The 14,583-nt window shown below is 61.0% G+C and carries 12 protein-coding genes; 6 read left to right on the top strand and 6 right to left on the bottom strand.

All coding sequences use genetic code 11. The annotated features are described in order from the left end of the window. Nucleotides 1-97: 97 nt before the first annotated feature. Both FPT15_RS28465 and FPT15_RS28460 read right to left on the bottom strand, forming a co-directional pair. Nucleotides 98-1,375: an ATP-binding protein gene (locus FPT15_RS28465; protein WP_145166053.1), complete on the bottom strand. Its 1,278-nt coding sequence runs from the start codon at nt 1,373-1,375 to the stop codon at nt 98-100. Next, complete coding sequence (locus tag FPT15_RS28460) at nt 1,376-2,083, bottom strand: winged helix-turn-helix domain-containing protein (RefSeq protein WP_145166052.1); 708 nt, start codon at nt 2,081-2,083, stop codon at nt 1,376-1,378. A 157-nt stretch (nt 2,084-2,240) separates the two neighbouring features. Here FPT15_RS28460 and FPT15_RS28455 point away from each other — a divergent pair, with 157 nt between their 5' ends. Next, nucleotides 2,241-3,440 carry an MFS transporter gene (locus FPT15_RS28455; protein ID WP_145166051.1) on the top strand — a complete coding sequence of 400 codons (1,200 nt, stop codon included), beginning with the start codon at nt 2,241-2,243 and terminating at the stop codon, nt 3,438-3,440. Here FPT15_RS28455 and FPT15_RS28450 read toward each other — a convergent pair. After that, nucleotides 3,396-3,998, bottom strand: coding sequence for a tRNA-(ms[2]io[6]A)-hydroxylase (locus tag FPT15_RS28450; RefSeq protein ID WP_145166050.1), 603 nt, complete (start codon nt 3,996-3,998; stop codon nt 3,396-3,398). The genes FPT15_RS28455 and FPT15_RS28450 overlap by 45 nt on opposite strands. A 156-nt stretch (nt 3,999-4,154) precedes the next feature. On the opposite strand from FPT15_RS28450, the gene FPT15_RS28440 reads away from it, so the two are divergent. Beyond that, complete coding sequence (locus FPT15_RS28440) at nt 4,155-5,018, top strand: universal stress protein (protein WP_145166048.1); 864 nt, start codon at nt 4,155-4,157, stop codon at nt 5,016-5,018. A gap of 122 nt (nt 5,019-5,140) precedes the next feature. On the opposite strand, the gene FPT15_RS28435 is transcribed toward FPT15_RS28440, so the two are convergent. Then, nucleotides 5,141-5,611: a DUF1289 domain-containing protein gene (locus tag FPT15_RS28435; RefSeq protein ID WP_145166047.1), complete on the bottom strand. Its 471-nt coding sequence runs from the start codon at nt 5,609-5,611 to the stop codon at nt 5,141-5,143. Nucleotides 5,612-6,007: 396 nt separating this feature from the next. On the opposite strand from FPT15_RS28435, the gene acnB reads away from it, so the two are divergent. Next, complete coding sequence (gene acnB, locus FPT15_RS28430) at nt 6,008-8,617, top strand: bifunctional aconitate hydratase 2/2-methylisocitrate dehydratase (RefSeq protein ID WP_106580470.1); 2,610 nt, start codon at nt 6,008-6,010, stop codon at nt 8,615-8,617. Between the two features lie 196 nt (nt 8,618-8,813). Here acnB and FPT15_RS28425 read toward each other — a convergent pair whose 3' ends face one another. Beyond that, nucleotides 8,814-10,451, bottom strand: a complete 1,638-nt coding sequence (locus FPT15_RS28425; RefSeq protein ID WP_256676534.1) for a SulP family inorganic anion transporter — start codon at nt 10,449-10,451, stop codon at nt 8,814-8,816. 140 nt (nt 10,452-10,591) lie between these two features. Next, the gene (locus tag FPT15_RS28420) at nt 10,592-11,869 is read right to left on the bottom strand and encodes a serine/threonine transporter (RefSeq protein ID WP_145166046.1); all 1,278 of its coding nucleotides are present in this window, start codon (nt 11,867-11,869) and stop codon (nt 10,592-10,594) included. Nucleotides 11,870-12,152: 283 nt separating this feature from the next. Here FPT15_RS28420 and FPT15_RS28415 point away from each other — a divergent pair, with 283 nt between their 5' ends. The 3 genes from FPT15_RS28415 (at nt 12,153) to FPT15_RS28405 (ending at nt 14,520) form a co-directional block, all read left to right on the top strand. After that, the gene (locus FPT15_RS28415) at nt 12,153-12,767 is read left to right on the top strand and encodes a TetR/AcrR family transcriptional regulator (RefSeq protein ID WP_145166045.1); all 615 of its coding nucleotides are present in this window, start codon (nt 12,153-12,155) and stop codon (nt 12,765-12,767) included. A 183-nt stretch (nt 12,768-12,950) separates the two neighbouring features. Continuing rightward, nucleotides 12,951-13,475 (top strand): cysteine hydrolase family protein, encoded by a 525-nt coding sequence (locus FPT15_RS28410; RefSeq protein ID WP_145166044.1) that lies wholly within the window; start codon nt 12,951-12,953, stop codon nt 13,473-13,475. Nucleotides 13,476-13,569: 94 nt separating this feature from the next. Next, a complete protein-coding gene (locus FPT15_RS28405; RefSeq protein WP_145166043.1) occupies nt 13,570-14,520 on the top strand; it encodes a 2-hydroxyacid dehydrogenase in 951 nt (316 codons plus the stop codon). Nucleotides 14,521-14,583 lie beyond the last annotated feature (63 nt).

Below are 14,583 nucleotides of genomic sequence, written 5' to 3'. Positions count from 1 at the left end.
TCTGTGCATCATTCAGAGGTGTGTCGGTTGTACTCGGTCAAAGGTGGGAGCTGGCAAGGCCTCTCCCACATGGGCATCGCTGAATCCACGCCAAGCCTTACTCGGCATACGCCCAGGTCATTCGAAACGACGCTCCGCCCCACTCCGAATCCAGCACTTCCACCTGCCCTCCATGCCACTGGCTGACCCGTTTTACCAAGGCCAGGCCCAGGCCGAAACCGCCTGTGCGGCGGTCGCGGCTGGCGTCGAGGCGCAGGAAGGGTTCGAAGATCTTTGCCCGCCCTTCCATCGGCACACCGGGGCCGTCGTCATTGACGCGCACTTCGTAACCGCTGCCAAAACTGATCAACGACACTTCAACACGGCGCTCGGCGTAGCGAATGGCGTTGCGCAGCAGATTGATCACGGCGCGCGCCATAAAGCGCGGTTCGATTTGGATAAAGTCGACCTCACAGGTACGCAGCGACAGCTGCACACCCGCCGCTTCAGCCTCCAGGGCCACGCTGCCGATCACGCTGTCGAGCCAACTGTGGGCCTCGATGTTTTCACGGGTAACCTGGGTGGCGCCGCGCTCCAGGCTGGCGTAGGTCAACAGTTCGGAAACCATTTCCTCCAGTTCGCCCAGGTCGGCGTACATGTCGGCGATCAGCTCACGGCTCTGGCGCGGGTCGGCCTGCTGCCTGAGTTGATCAAGCTCGAACGACAAGCGCGCAATCGGTGTGCGCAGTTCGTGGGAAACGGCGTTGGTCAGTTCGCGCTGGTTGGCGATCAGGCTTTCGATGCGCTCGGCCATCTGGTTGAAGTGCCCGGCCAGCTCACGCACGGTGGAACGGCGCGGCAGCAGGATGCGCGACGCCAGGTCGTTGTCGCCAAAGCGTTGCGCGGCCAGCCGGATATGCTCCAGGTCGCGCCAGTGCGGACGAACCCAGAAATACAGGACGATGGCCAGGCACAAGCCGAGAAAACCATAGGCCCACAGGTACAGCCACTTGGGCTCTTCCGGCAGTTTGATTTCCAGCAGTTGCGGCCCGCCGTCGATATTGGTCAGGAACTCCATGAAATCCCCGCGCACCACCAGCAAACCGTCGGCCAACAGCTGCTGTTCGCGCTCGGTCAGCGCCTGGGTGTCGCTCTGCACCAGCTTGAGGCGCAAACCATAATGAGGCTGCAGTTGGGCCAGGCGCGCCTGCCGGGCCTCGCCTTGCAAGGGCCGCAACTGCTCCACCAGGCCATAGGCTGGACCGCGCAGCGCCTCACGGTTATAGGTTTCGTTGGCCTCGGGCAGTAACTCGTCGAAGGTGTAGTTGACCAGCCAGATCGCGCCCGCCAACCCCAGCGCCAGGATCACATACAGGCGCAGAAACAGCCGCAGCATCTAAACCTCCCACGCAAATGGATTGAACAGATAGCCCTTGCCCCAGATGGTCTTGATGCACACCGGCTCACGCGGGTTGTCATTGAGTTTGCTGCGCAGTTTGCTGATGTACACGTCGACGCTGCGGTTCAGGCCATCGAAGGCAATGCCGCGCATGCGGTTGAGAATGTCGTCGCGCGAGAGGATCTTGCCCGCGCTGCTGGCCAGCAGCCAGAGCAGTTCGAATTCCATGGTGGTGAGGTCGATCTTCTCACCGCCCAGGCTGACCACCCGGCAACTGCGGTCAATCGCCAGCCGGCCAAACTCCAGCGAGCCGCGCACGGTGGGTTCGGGCACCTGGCGACGTTGCAGTGCACGCAATCGCGCCAGCAGCACCGGAGGTTTTATGGGTTTGATGACGTAGTCGTCGGCACCGGACTCAAGGCCGAGGATATGGTCCAGGTCGTCTTCCTTGGCGGTCAGGATCACGATGGGCGTGTCGGACAGGTTACGAATCCCGCGACACACGTGCAGGCCGCTCTGGCCGGGCAGCATCAGGTCGAGCACGACGATTTTCGGCTTGAAGTCGAGAAACGCCGCCAGGGCTTCGTCACCGCGGTGCACCACCCGTACCTCGAAACCGTGTTGCGACAGGAAGTGCGCGATCAGCCCTGCCAGCTTTTCATCGTCCTCAACGAGCAAGACCTTGCCCAGACCCAGGTTTTCCATAAATTCTCAGTGTGGCTGCGCGGATTGAAGTGCGGGCATTATAGGTGGCAAGCTGCTCAACAGAAGCCGCTGGCCATCAGTGGCCGACCAAGCTTCATGCTTTTAAGAGTTTTTAACAAATAGCCTGCAATCTTTAACGCCATTCACAGGGAGTTGTATGCGCAAGGATTACCTGGCGTTCTTTGTTTCGCTGTTTCTGTCGCGGCTGGCGGACCAGATTCTGTTGTTTATCGTGCCACTGATCGTGTTCCAGACCACCCAGAGTGTGTCCTGGGCCGGCCTGGCGTTTTTTGTCGAGTCACTGCCGCGTTACCTGGCCTTCCCGGTGTGTGGCGCAGTGTGCGACAAGATTTCACCAGTGCGCATCCTGCATATCAGCCAGGTTTACCGGGCGCTGGCCTGCGTGCTGGCCGTGGCCTTGTACGGCGTGTTCGACGGCATTTACTGGATTGTCATGCTCTCGGCGCTGTGCGGCGTGCTGACCACCCAGGGCATCATGGCGCGTGAAGTGTTGATGCCGCATATTTTCAAGCAGTACACCTACGCCAAGACCCTTTCCTATTCACAAATCGCCGACCAGAGTGGCCTGGTGCTCGGCCCGCTGCTGGCGGCGCTGTTGCTTGAAGTGTGGGCCTGGCATTGGGTGGTGCTGGGGGTTGCCGGGCTGTTTGTGCTGGCGGACCTGGCCATGCTGCTGTGGCAGCGCACCAGCGCGGTGAGCCTGCCAACCTTCGAGCAGCACCGGGACATCTGGCTGCAACCGCTGCGCATTGCCTTTGGGCATATCCGCACGCTCGCCGAATTGAAGCGGATCATCACCCTGGCGGTGGGCGTGAACCTGATTATTGGCGTGACGCTGGCCACGTCGGCGGCGATGGTCACCGGCCACTATGGCGCAGGCAAGGATACGTACGCCCTGCTGCAAGCTGCGGGCGCGGTGGTGACGATCGGGATTCTGTTTTACTTGGCGCGCGCAACCTTGCCGTTGAAGGTACTGGGCGGCCTGTCGTATTCGATGATCGGCGTGGGCGCACTGATCACGGCCATCAGCCCCAGCGTGTGGGCCTACACCTTCGGATTCCTGCTGATCACCGGCTTCGACAAGATGTTTAACCTGTACCTGCGCAGCACCCGTCAGCGCGTGATTCCGGTACAGGACTTTGGCAAAACCGTGGGCGTGATCACGCTGCTCAACAACCTGTCGCAGCCGTTGGCGGGTTTGTTGATTGGCGTGCTGGCGGCGCCGCTGGGCACACAAACGGTGATCCTGCTGCTGACCGGGATCACCGCACTGCTGGGCGTGGCCGTCGCCTCAGGCTGGCACGCCACTGTGAAAGCGGAACTCGATGTCGGGTGATTCGATCAGCGCCTGCTCGGTCGCCCTCACCCGCTCGATCACTTGGGCGATGTCTTTGGCGTCGCCGTACTGGTAGGCCAGTTTCAAATAACCCTGGAAGTGCCGCGCCTCGCTTTTGAGCAAACCGAAATAGAACTTGCCGAGTTCTTCGTCCAAATGCGGCACCAGTGCTTCGAAACGCTCGCAACTGCGCGCTTCAATGAAGGCGCCGACCACCAGGGTGTCCACCAGTTTGACCGGTTCATGGCTGCGCACCACTTTGCGCAAACCCGAGGCATAACGGCCGGCGTGCAGTTGGCGCAGCTCGACTTTGCGCTTTTTGATCAGGCGCATGACTTGCTCGTGGTGCACCAGCTCTTCGCGCGCCAGGCGCGACATCATGTTGATCAGGTCAACATGCGCGTGGTACTTGGCAATCAGGCTCAGGGCGGTGCTGGCGGCTTTGAATTCGCAGTTCTTGTGGTCGATCAGCAGGGTTGCCTGATCGGCCAAGGCAGCCTGGACCCAGGCGTCGGGGGTGCGGCAACCGAGGAATTCGTGGATTTCGGGCAGGTTCATCGGGCTCACGGGCAAATAGATCACAAAAGGGCGCCGATTATACCGACCCCGCCGCAGACCACCAGCCACTGGCTTTGATGTGCATCAACATGACGTCTGGCGGGCAGCAACTATAGTTGTGCAAGGCCCCTTTTTTGCGTCTCTGGAGATCCGTCCATGCAAGCTATCCGCAGCATCCTGGTGGTCATCGAGCCCGAGCACTCGGAAAGCCTGGCGCTCAAGCGCGCCAAGCTGATCGCCGGGGTCACTGGCGCGCACCTGCATTTGCTGGTCTGCGACAAGAAACACGAGCATTCGGCGCTGCTGAGCCTGCTCAAGTCCGGCCTGCTTGAAGACGGCTACAGCGTGACCACCGAGCAGGCGTGGAATGAGAGCCTGCATGAAACCATCATCGATGTGCAGCAAGCCGAGGGCTGCGGGCTGGTGGTCAAGCAGCATTTCGCCGACAGCCCGCTGAAAAAGGCCTTGTTGACGCCGGCCGACTGGAAGCTGCTGCGCTATTGCCCAACGCCTGTGCTGCTGGTGAAAACCTCGACGCCGTGGGCCGACAAGGTGGTGCTGGCGGCAATCGATGTGGGCAACCACGACAGTGAACATCTGGCGCTGCACAACACCATCATTGATCACGGCTTCGAAATTGCGAGCCTGGCCAAGGCGCAATTGCACGTGATCAGCGCCCATCCCTCGCCGATGCTGTCGGCCAGTGACCCGACGTTTCAGCTCAAGGAAACCATCGAGGCGCGCTATCGCGAGCAGTGCAAGGCGTTCCAGGCCGAGTTCGATATCGACGACACCCATCTGCACATCGAAGAAGGCCCGGCGGATGTGCTGATTCCCCATGCGGCGCATAAGTGGCAGGCGGCGGTGACGATTATCGGCACCGTGGCGCGCACCGGGATTTCCGGGGCGCTTATTGGCAATACGGCGGAAGTGGTGCTGGATGCAGTGGAAAGCGATGTGCTGGTGCTCAAGCCGCAGGAACTGATGGATCATTTGGAAGAACTGGCGACCAAAGCCTGACCCACTGAAAATCCCTTGTGGGAGCGGGCTTGCTCGCGAAAGCGGCGGATCAGTCAATTAATTGATTGGCTGACACTCCCTCTTCGCGAGCAAGCCCGCTCCCACATTTTCGCTGTGTGGTGTCAGCCAGCAAATGCATCGTTGAGGAAACCCGGGGCGATATAGCGCTGGTAGTGCGCCTCCGAGAGGATAAAAAACTCCCGATCAATCGCATCGCGCAGCTCCGGCAACGCCCAGTCGCGAAACTCTGGCAGCAGCACCATGCCATAGGCTTCCAGGTTGGAAATCACCCGCGCGCCACGGGCGATCAATTGGTAGGCCCAGCAATACTCGGACTGGTGCGGCACAAAGCGAATCTTGCGCTGCTCCAACTGCCCGCGCAGCATCTTGGGGTCGAACACTTCAAGTTTACCGGCCATCACCTGCACCAGCAGTTGCTCGAGCCGCAGCCAGACCGCGCGTTTTTCTTCCTCGTTATAGCCATTCCACAGGATCACTTCGTGGTGGAAGCGCTTGCAGCCACGGCACACGAGGTCGCCGTAAACCGTGGAGCACAGGCCGACGCAGGGGGTCTTGATGGTTTGGTTGGGCATAGGCAACGACACACAAATCCGCGAAACAATGCCGCATGTTAGCCCTTTGTCTAAGGTTGATCACCCAGCAAACTTGGTTAGGCAACTTACCTTTAGATTTTTTTTGCCGTAGAATCATCCGGCCTTGTAAGGCGCCAATAATCCGCTGGAAGCTGTTTTCAAAGCGTCACGAGCACAGTCGTTCCTTCAGAACGGTGTTGGCGATGGTTATTACCCGGTAGGTAAATGCCAGCGCCAACCCTCATCAGCTCCGTTCTGCAGGCGTAAAACTTTGAAAGCAGCTTCTGTGAGGAATGCCGGCAGCGCTGGCTTTGCGGCCCAAAAAGCCCCCGAGCGCATGCGTGCCGTTCATTTCTGGATGAGCGTCCCGTGGGACCACTGATGAGGGTAATAACTGTGCTTGAAGCCTACCGCAAACATATCGAAGAGCGTGCAGCACTGGGTATCGTTCCCCAGCCGCTTAACGCCGAACAAACCGCAGGCCTGGTCGAGCTGCTGAAAAATCCCCCGGCTGGCGAAGAAGAATTCCTCGTTGACCTGATCACCAACCGCATTCCACCAGGCGTTGACGAAGCTGCCTACGTCAAGGCTGGTTTCCTGTCTGCCCTGGCCAAGGGCGAAGCCACTTCTCCCCTGATCGACAAAAAACGCGCTGTTGAACTGCTTGGCACCATGCAAGGCGGCTACAACATCGTGACGTTGGTCGAGCTGCTGGACGACGCCGAGTTGGCGCCTGTCGCTGCCGCCCAACTCAAGCACACCCTGCTGATGTTCGATGCGTTCCACGACGTGGCTGAAAAAGCCAAGAACGGCAACGAGCACGCCAAAGCCGTGCTGCAATCCTGGGCTGATGGCGAGTGGTTCAAGAACCGCCCTACCCTGGCCGACAAGATCAGCCTGCGCGTGTTCAAGGTCACCGGCGAAACCAACACCGACGACCTGTCCCCTGCCCCGGACGCCTGGTCCCGCCCTGACATCCCGCTGCACGCCCTGGCCATGCTGAAAATGGCTCGCGAAGGCATCGTGCCGGACGAGCAAGGCAAGACCGGCCCGATGAAGCAGATCGAAGAGATGCGTGGCCAAGGCTTCCCGATCGCCTACGTCGGTGACGTGGTCGGTACCGGTTCGTCGCGTAAATCGGCGACCAACTCCGTACTGTGGTTCTTCGGCGACGACGTTCCTTACGTGCCGAACAAGCGCGCTGGCGGCTTCTGCTTCGGCAGCAAGATCGCTCCCATCTTCTACAACACCATGGAAGATGCCGGCGCACTGCCAATCGAATTCGACGTCACCAACATGAACATGGGCGACGTGATCGACCTGTACCCGCATGCTGGCAAAGTCTGCAAACACGGCACCGATGAAGTCCTGACCACCTTCGAAATGAAGACGCCGGTGCTGTTGGACGAAGTCCGTGCCGGCGGCCGTATCCCGCTGATCATCGGCCGTGGCCTGACCGAGAAGGCACGCGCCGAACTCGGCCTGCCGCCTTCGACCCTGTTCAAACTGCCGGAAGCGCCGGCTGAAAGCGACAAGGGCTTCACCCTGGCGCAAAAAATGGTCGGTCGCGCCTGCGGTCTGGCAGAAGGCAAAGGCGTTCGTCCTGGCACCTACTGCGAACCGAAGATGACTACCGTCGGTTCCCAGGACACCACCGGTCCCATGACCCGTGACGAACTCAAAGACCTGGCGTGCCTGGGCTTCTCGACCGATCTGGTGATGCAGTCGTTCTGCCACACCGCGGCTTACCCTAAGCCGATCGACGTGACCACCCACCACACCCTGCCTGACTTCATCATGACCCGTGGCGGTGTATCGCTGCGTCCAGGCGACGGCATCATCCACAGCTGGCTGAACCGCATGCTGCTGCCGGACACCGTCGGCACCGGTGGCGACTCCCACACCCGTTTCCCGATGGGCATCTCGTTCCCGGCCGGTTCCGGTCTGGTCGCGTTCGCCGCAGCCACTGGCGTCATGCCGCTGGACATGCCGGAATCGATCCTGGTGCGCTTCAAAGGCAAAATGCAACCGGGCATCACCCTGCGTGACCTGGTTCACGCCATTCCTTACTACGCGATCCAGGCTGGCCTGTTGACCGTAGAGAAGAAAGGCAAGAAGAACGCCTTCTCCGGCCGCATCCTGGAGATCGAAGGCCTGAACGACCTGACGCTGGAACAGGCTTTCGAGCTGTCCGACGCCTCGGCCGAACGTTCGGCTGCCGGTTGCACCATCAAGCTGTCGAAAGACTCCGTCACCGAGTACCTGAACTCCAACATCACCCTGCTGCGCTGGATGATCGGCGAAGGCTACGGCGATGCACGTACCCTGGAACGTCGTGCCCAAGCGATGGAAGCCTGGGTTGCCAACCCTGAGCTGATGGAAGCCGATGCCGACGCGGAATACGCCGAAATCATCGAAATCGACCTGGCTGAAATCAACGAGCCGATCCTCTGCGCACCCAACGACCCGGACGATGCCCGTCTGTTGTCCAGCGTTGCCGGCGAGAAGATCGACGAAGTGTTCATCGGTTCGTGCATGACCAACATCGGTCACTTCCGCGCTGCCGGTAAGTTGCTGGAACAGGTCAAGGGTCAGCTGCCAACCCGTCTGTGGCTGTCGCCGCCGACCAAGATGGACGCTCACCAACTGACCGAAGAAGGCTACTACGGCATCTACGGCAAGGCTGGCGCGCGCATGGAAATGCCGGGCTGCTCGCTGTGCATGGGTAACCAGGCACGCGTAGAACCGAACTCGACCGTTGTGTCGACCTCGACCCGTAACTTCCCGAACCGTCTGGGTGATGGTGCCAACGTCTACCTGGCCTCGGCTGAGCTGGCGGCAGTGGCCTCCACGCTGGGTCGCCTGCCGACCGTCGAAGAGTACATGGGCTACGCGGCCAAACTGGACACCATGGCCAGTGACGTCTACCGCTACCTGAACTTCGACCAGATCGCCGAGTTCCGCAAAATCGCAGCAAGCGCCAACATCCCGGTGATTCAAGCCTAAGGTGTGTTGACATAAAGGACGCCGCGTATCGCAAGGTACGCGGCGTTTTTTTATGCCTGGAATACAACCTCGACATCACCACAAAATACCTGTGGGAGCTGGCTTGCCTGCGATAGCTGTCCGTCAGTTGATGCATCTTTGGCTGATCTACCGCTATCGCAGGCAAGCCAGCTCCCACAGTTGACGTGTTGCACACTCAGGACTGGTGCCGCAGCGCCAACTGCACCGCACCGTCAACGCTTAAGCCACTGAGCAAGACCTGTGGCGCAAGCGTCTCCGGCAAGGCTTGCAGCACGTCCAACGCCTCATGCCGCACGCGCGCCAGCACCAAGCGGTTGCCCTCCCCGCGCACTTGCGCGAAAAACGCCGCCAGCGCCTCGATACTGGTGCCATCCAGGTCCGGAGATTCTTCCAGGCTCAGCACCACCGCCTCCACCGGCGATTGGCGCATCAAGCGCAACGCCGCACCCAGAATGCGTTCGGCATTGGCAAAAAACAGCGCCTCGCTGGGCCGTACGATCAACAGGCCCGGCACTTCCACCGCATCGGCGTGGTGTTGACGATCGACAAAATCATGGCTGTCACCCAAGCGCCCCAGCACCTGGATATCAGCCGATGACATCTGGCGCAGCATCAGCACCACGCTGATCGCTACCGACACCAGCAAGCCATCCAGCACGCCTAGCACCAGCACTGCCGCCACGGCACAGATCACCAGCAGACGATCGCGCCGCCAGAGAAAGTAACGCCCCAGCGGCTGCAGGCTCAAACCACGGCCCAGTGCGTAGATGACGATGGCGGCAAGCACCGGTTCCGGGGTCAGCGCGATATAGGGCAGCACGGTCAGCACGATCAACAGCACCACCAGCGCGGCAACGATTCCGGCCAGGCGTGAACCGGCACCGGCGGCCTCATTGGCCGAGGTTGCGGAATAGCCGGCACCGGCCGGCATGCCGTGAAACAGCCCGGAGATCAGGTTGGCCGCACCCAGCGCAAGCAAGTCGCGGTTGGATGTCACGCGGTCGCCGTGCTTAAGCGCGAACGAGCTGATAGAGCCGTAGGACTCCGCATACAGGATCATGACCAAGGCAAACGCCAGCTCACCCAGGCGCAGCCAATCGGCGAATGGCAGCACCGGCAAATGCCCGAACTCCAAGCGCAAGTCGATCAGACCAATCAACGCCACACCATGGGCCTGTAAATCCAGGTACTGCCCGGCAACAATGCCCAGGATCACCACCAGCAGCCCGCCCGGCAGGCGCGGAATACGCGCGCACAACCAAAGCACTCCCAACGCAATCGCCGCGACCAGCGCAGCCGGCCAGTTCCACCGGGGCAGCTGCTCCATCAGTTGCGGCAGGAAGCGGATCAAGTTGTTGTCGGTCAAGTGCACACCGACCACGTTGGCCAGCTGCTTGAGAATGATGGTCAGCGCCAGGCCGAAGGCAAACCCGCGCAACACCGGTTTAGCGATAAAGGAAGTAACACCGCCAAGCTTGAACAGCCCGGCCAGCAGGAACAACACCCCGGTGATCAACACCAACCCGAACGCCAGCGCCAGCCTCAGCGCCGAGTCACCGCCCGCCAGGCTGGCGGTGGCGGCGGCCAGTACTGCTGCCGAAGACGAGGTGGCCGAGACAATCGCAAAGCGGCTGGTGCCGAACAGGCCGTAACACACCAGCCCGGCAAACAGCGCAATCACCCCGGCCTGGGGCGGCAGCGCGGCGATGCTGGAATAGGCCACAGCCTCCGGCAGCAGCAAACCGGCAATGGATAACCCGGCGAGTAGGTCCTGGGTACGACTGGACGACGTCACATCAATTGCAGTTTTCAATCAGCCCATCCTGGCAAATAAAACCTGCGTCAGCTTAGCCTCCATTGCCCGTCAGCGGTTGAGCCAGGACAGGGTTTCCAGGCACAAAAAAAGCCGATTCACGCAATGCGCGAAGCGGCCTTGGGGTGTACAGCTGGGTGTCAGGACAGCAGCGAGTAGATCAGCGCGGTAATCGCGACCAGACCAACTGCGGTAACAAACACGTTGGACGCCTGCCCGCGGTACTTGGCCATGGCCGGTACCTTGCGGATCGCATACATCGGCATCAGGAACAGGATCGACGCAATGATCGGCCCGCCTAGCGTCTCGATCATGCCGAGGATACTCGGGTTCAGCGTGGCGACGAGCCAGCACACCACCAGCATGAAGGCGGCGGTCATGCGGTCCAGGGACTTGGCCGCCGGGCGGCGACCGGTCTTGAGCACCAGGCCCTTGAGGCCTTCACTGGCACCGATGTAGTGGCCCAGGAACGACTTGGCAATCGCCACGAACGCAATCAACGGCGCGGCGAAGGCGATGGTCGGGTTGTCGAAGTGGTTGGCCAGGTACGACAGGATCGACAGGTTCTGTGCTTTCGCTTCGGCCAGTTGCGCCGGCGTCAGGGTCAGCACACAGCTGAACACGAAGAACAGCACCATCACCACCATCAACAGGTGCGCGCGGCACAGGATCTGCGAGCTGCGCTCATCCGCGTTGGCGCCGTACTGGCGCTTCTGGTCCACTGCAAAGGCCGAGATGATCGGCGAATGGTTGAACGAGAACACCATCACCGGAATCGCCAGCCACAGCGTGTTGAGCAACGCCGACGGCGCCGGGACTTCACGGGCGGTGCTGAGAATGCCGCCGGTCCAGTGCGGGATCAGGTAAACGGCCAGAAACAGCAACGCGACGATAAACGGATACACCATCAGGCTCATGGCCTTGACGATCACCTGCTCGCCGCAGCGCACCACGGCCAACAGGCCGAGGATCAGCACAAACGCCAGGATCGCGCGCGGCGGCGGCATGATGTGCAGCTGGTGCTCCATGAAGCTGCTGACCGTGTTGGTCAGGGCCACGCTGTAGATCAGCAGGATCGGGAAGATGGCGAAGAAGTACAGCAAAGTGATCAGTGCGCCGGCCTTGAGACCGAAATGCTCTTCGACCACGTCGGTAATGTCAGAACCTTCACGGCCGGACAGGACGAAACGGGTCAGGCCACGGTGGGCAAAGAACGTCATCGGGAATGCCAGCAGTGCCAGGATCACCAGCGGCCAGAAGCCACCAAGACCTGCGTTGATGGGCAAAAACAAAGTACCGGCGCCGATGGCGGTGCCGAACAGCCCGAGCATCCAGGTGGTGTCCTGGCGGCTCCAGCCTGTGAGGGTTGCAGGTGTCGTTGCATAGCGTTCGTCGACGCTATTGGCCTGATCATTCATCCGGTCGGATCTCCGCATTTCCACAGCCGGGACGAGTCAGAAAAACCTGACAGGCAGCGCCCCGACCATAACAAGCGCGCGATTGTCCGGGATTCTCCTGAATAAGCAAAGACTTAGCTGAGGAACGGTGCCCCAATGCAGATCAGTCGAGATCGCTGCAGGCAGCGGTTCCAGAGGGCTGCAGCAGCGTCGAAGTAATACATGCCCAAACAAATCTATTTTGGAATCGCGGGCTTTGCTGTACTTTTCAGGCAATGCCCGCCTTTATTCTGAGAGCCCCGCCATGCCTCGCGTGTCCCGCAAACAAGCCGAACGCAACCGTGAAATCATCGTGGAGGCTGCCACGCACCTGTTTCGTGAGCGCGGGCTGCACGGCATCAGCCTGGCGGACGTGATGGCCGCCGCCGGCCTGACCCACGGCGGTTTCTACGGGCACTTTGCGTCCAAGGAAGCCTTGGCCACCGAAGCCTGCCAGCAGGCCTTTGAGCATTCGAACCAGGGCTGGCAGGAAAAAATCGAGCGCAGTGAAGACCCGCAATCGGCATGCGAAACCATCTTGCGCCACTACTTTTCGGCCACCCACCGCGACAATCCCGGCGACGGCTGCCCGATATCGGCCTTTACTCCGGACATGTGCCATGAGCCCGCCAACACGGAATTACAGCGCACCTTCGTCGCCGGTGTTGAACGGTCGCTGGAAATCTTTGCGCAGTTGCAGGCTCAAGACCGTCAGGCCATGCTGGCCAACTACGCGATGATGATCGGCGCCGTCACGCTCGCTCGTGCGACACGCGGCAGTAGCCTGTCAGACGAATTCCTGGAGGCTGCACGAAATATGCTGCTACCCGAGGCGAAATCGGACGCGCCCGTTGACAGCCCTGCGCCCGTCCCAGCATGATCGGGCCCATGAAGCCTATTGAGCTGCACCTCACCCGCACCACCACCACGACCGCTTATGGCGGGTCGTGCGGTGGCTGTGGGTGCTTGAACTAAAACACCCCGGATTCAACCCAAGGCCCCGCCAGCAATGGACGGGGCCTTTTTATTGCCCCGCCATCTGGCCACTGCAAGGAGCAAGACCATGGCAAACGCCCTGCTGATCATCGATATGCAAAACGGCTTGTATGACGGGCCCGACAAGCCCTTCGAGCGCGAACGGGTGCTGGGCACCATCAATCAACTCATTCAACGCGCGCGCAGCGCCCACGCGCCGATCTTCGTGGCCCAACACACCGGTCCCTCAGGCTCCCCGATAGAAGCCGGCAGCCCGTTGTGGCACTTGTGGCCGGGCCTGCAGGTCGACGCCGCTCGCGACCATGTCTTCAACAAGACCCGCCCCAGCTGTTTCCTGGGAACTGATCTGGCCCAGCAACTGGCGGCGGCGCAGGTCGATGAACTGGTGATTGTGGGGATGAAAACCCAGTTCTGCATCGACACCACCTGCCGAGTCGCAGTCGAGCTTGGGTTCTCGGTGACTTTGCCCGAGGACGGCCATACCTGCATGAACACCAACGCGTTGCCTGCCGAGGCGATCATCGAGCATCACAACGAAACCCTGGCCGGGGCGTTTGTGAAGCGGGTGAAAGCGCACAGCATCGCGTTCTAACGGCGTCTATGCGGGATTTTTCTGGCGGAACAAAACGTTCTGTCTTACAAATCCCGCATACTCACTCTTCAAACCCTTCAGGAAGCGCCTTCCGATGTCCACCACTGTTCTGGTCCTGGTTGAAACCATCAACGAATACCTGCAAATCATCGAGAGCAACGACTTTCACGTGATTCTGGCGCCGACGCCGGCCGAACGCGCCCAGGCGATCAAGGCGCATGGCGGGCAGATCAAGGCCGTGCTGACCCGTGGCCCGCTGGGGCTGTATGCGGAGGAAATCGCCGCATTGCCCTTGCTCGAGATCATCTGCGTGATCGGTGCCGGTTACGAGCATGTGGACCTGCAGGCGGCGAGCAATCGCGGGATCGTCGTCACCAACGGCGCCGGGGTGAATGCGCCGTCGGTAGCCGACCACGCCATGGCGTTGCTGCTGTCGCTGGTGCGCGGCGTCCCCCAGACCGACGCGGCCGTGCGGCGCGGCGAATGGCCGAAGGTGATGCGCCCGTCCCTGGGCGGCAAGCAGCTGGGGATTCTCGGGCTCGGCGCCGTTGGCATGGAGATCGCCAGGCGCGCGGCGCTCGGGTTCGGCATGGAGGTGAGTTATCACAACCGCCAGCCCCGCGATGACGTGGACTACACCTATTGCGCCACCGCCGTTGAGCTGGCGCGCACCTCGGATTTCCTGATCCTGGCCACCCCCGGCGGTGCAAGCACCCGTCACCTGATTGATCGCCACGCCCTGGATGCGCTGGGACCGAACGGCTACCTGGTGAACATCGGACGCGGCAGCGTGTTAGTCACGGCAGACCTGGTGGCTGCTCTTGAGCAACGGCGTATCGGCGGCGCGGCACTGGATGTGTTCGACGACGAGCCCAAAGTGCCGGACGCCCTCAAGCGCCTGAGCAATACCGTACTCACCTCCCACGTGGCCGGCCTGTCTCCCGAAGCCGCCCACGATACGGTGCAGCGTGTGGCCGATAACCTGGTGGAATACTTTGCCGGCCGCCCAGTGCTTACACCGGTGACGCTGCCGCCGCGCAACTAGTAGCGAATAGCCAGCGCCGACGTAAAACCTGACTACACTGCTTTGCGGGGATGCTCAGGACGT

Source organism: Pseudomonas sp. RGB (assembly GCF_007713445.1).
GTDB lineage: Bacteria > Pseudomonadota > Gammaproteobacteria > Pseudomonadales > Pseudomonadaceae > Aquipseudomonas.
The sequence above is the reverse complement of the archived record's forward strand: the minus strand, read 5'-3'. Positions and strand labels throughout refer to the sequence as shown.

What these genes read in the sequence shown, in the direction of transcription:
- FPT15_RS28415 (WP_145166045.1), top strand. Translation starts at nt 12,153, where the DNA reads ATGCCTCGCGTGTCCCGCAAACAAGCCGAACGCAACCGTGAAATCATC.
- FPT15_RS28435 (WP_145166047.1), bottom strand. Translation starts at nt 5,611, where the DNA reads ATGCCCAACCAAACCATCAAGACCCCCTGCGTCGGCCTGTGCTCCACG.
- FPT15_RS28410 (WP_145166044.1), top strand. Translation starts at nt 12,951, where the DNA reads ATGGCAAACGCCCTGCTGATCATCGATATGCAAAACGGCTTGTATGAC.
- FPT15_RS28405 (WP_145166043.1), top strand. Translation starts at nt 13,570, where the DNA reads ATGTCCACCACTGTTCTGGTCCTGGTTGAAACCATCAACGAATACCTG.
- FPT15_RS28450 (WP_145166050.1), bottom strand. Translation starts at nt 3,998, where the DNA reads ATGAACCTGCCCGAAATCCACGAATTCCTCGGTTGCCGCACCCCCGAC.
- FPT15_RS28460 (WP_145166052.1), bottom strand. Translation starts at nt 2,083, where the DNA reads ATGGAAAACCTGGGTCTGGGCAAGGTCTTGCTCGTTGAGGACGATGAA.
- FPT15_RS28465 (WP_145166053.1), bottom strand. Translation starts at nt 1,375, where the DNA reads ATGCTGCGGCTGTTTCTGCGCCTGTATGTGATCCTGGCGCTGGGGTTG.
- FPT15_RS28440 (WP_145166048.1), top strand. Translation starts at nt 4,155, where the DNA reads ATGCAAGCTATCCGCAGCATCCTGGTGGTCATCGAGCCCGAGCACTCG.
- FPT15_RS28455 (WP_145166051.1), top strand. Translation starts at nt 2,241, where the DNA reads ATGCGCAAGGATTACCTGGCGTTCTTTGTTTCGCTGTTTCTGTCGCGG.
- FPT15_RS28420 (WP_145166046.1), bottom strand. Translation starts at nt 11,869, where the DNA reads ATGAATGATCAGGCCAATAGCGTCGACGAACGCTATGCAACGACACCT.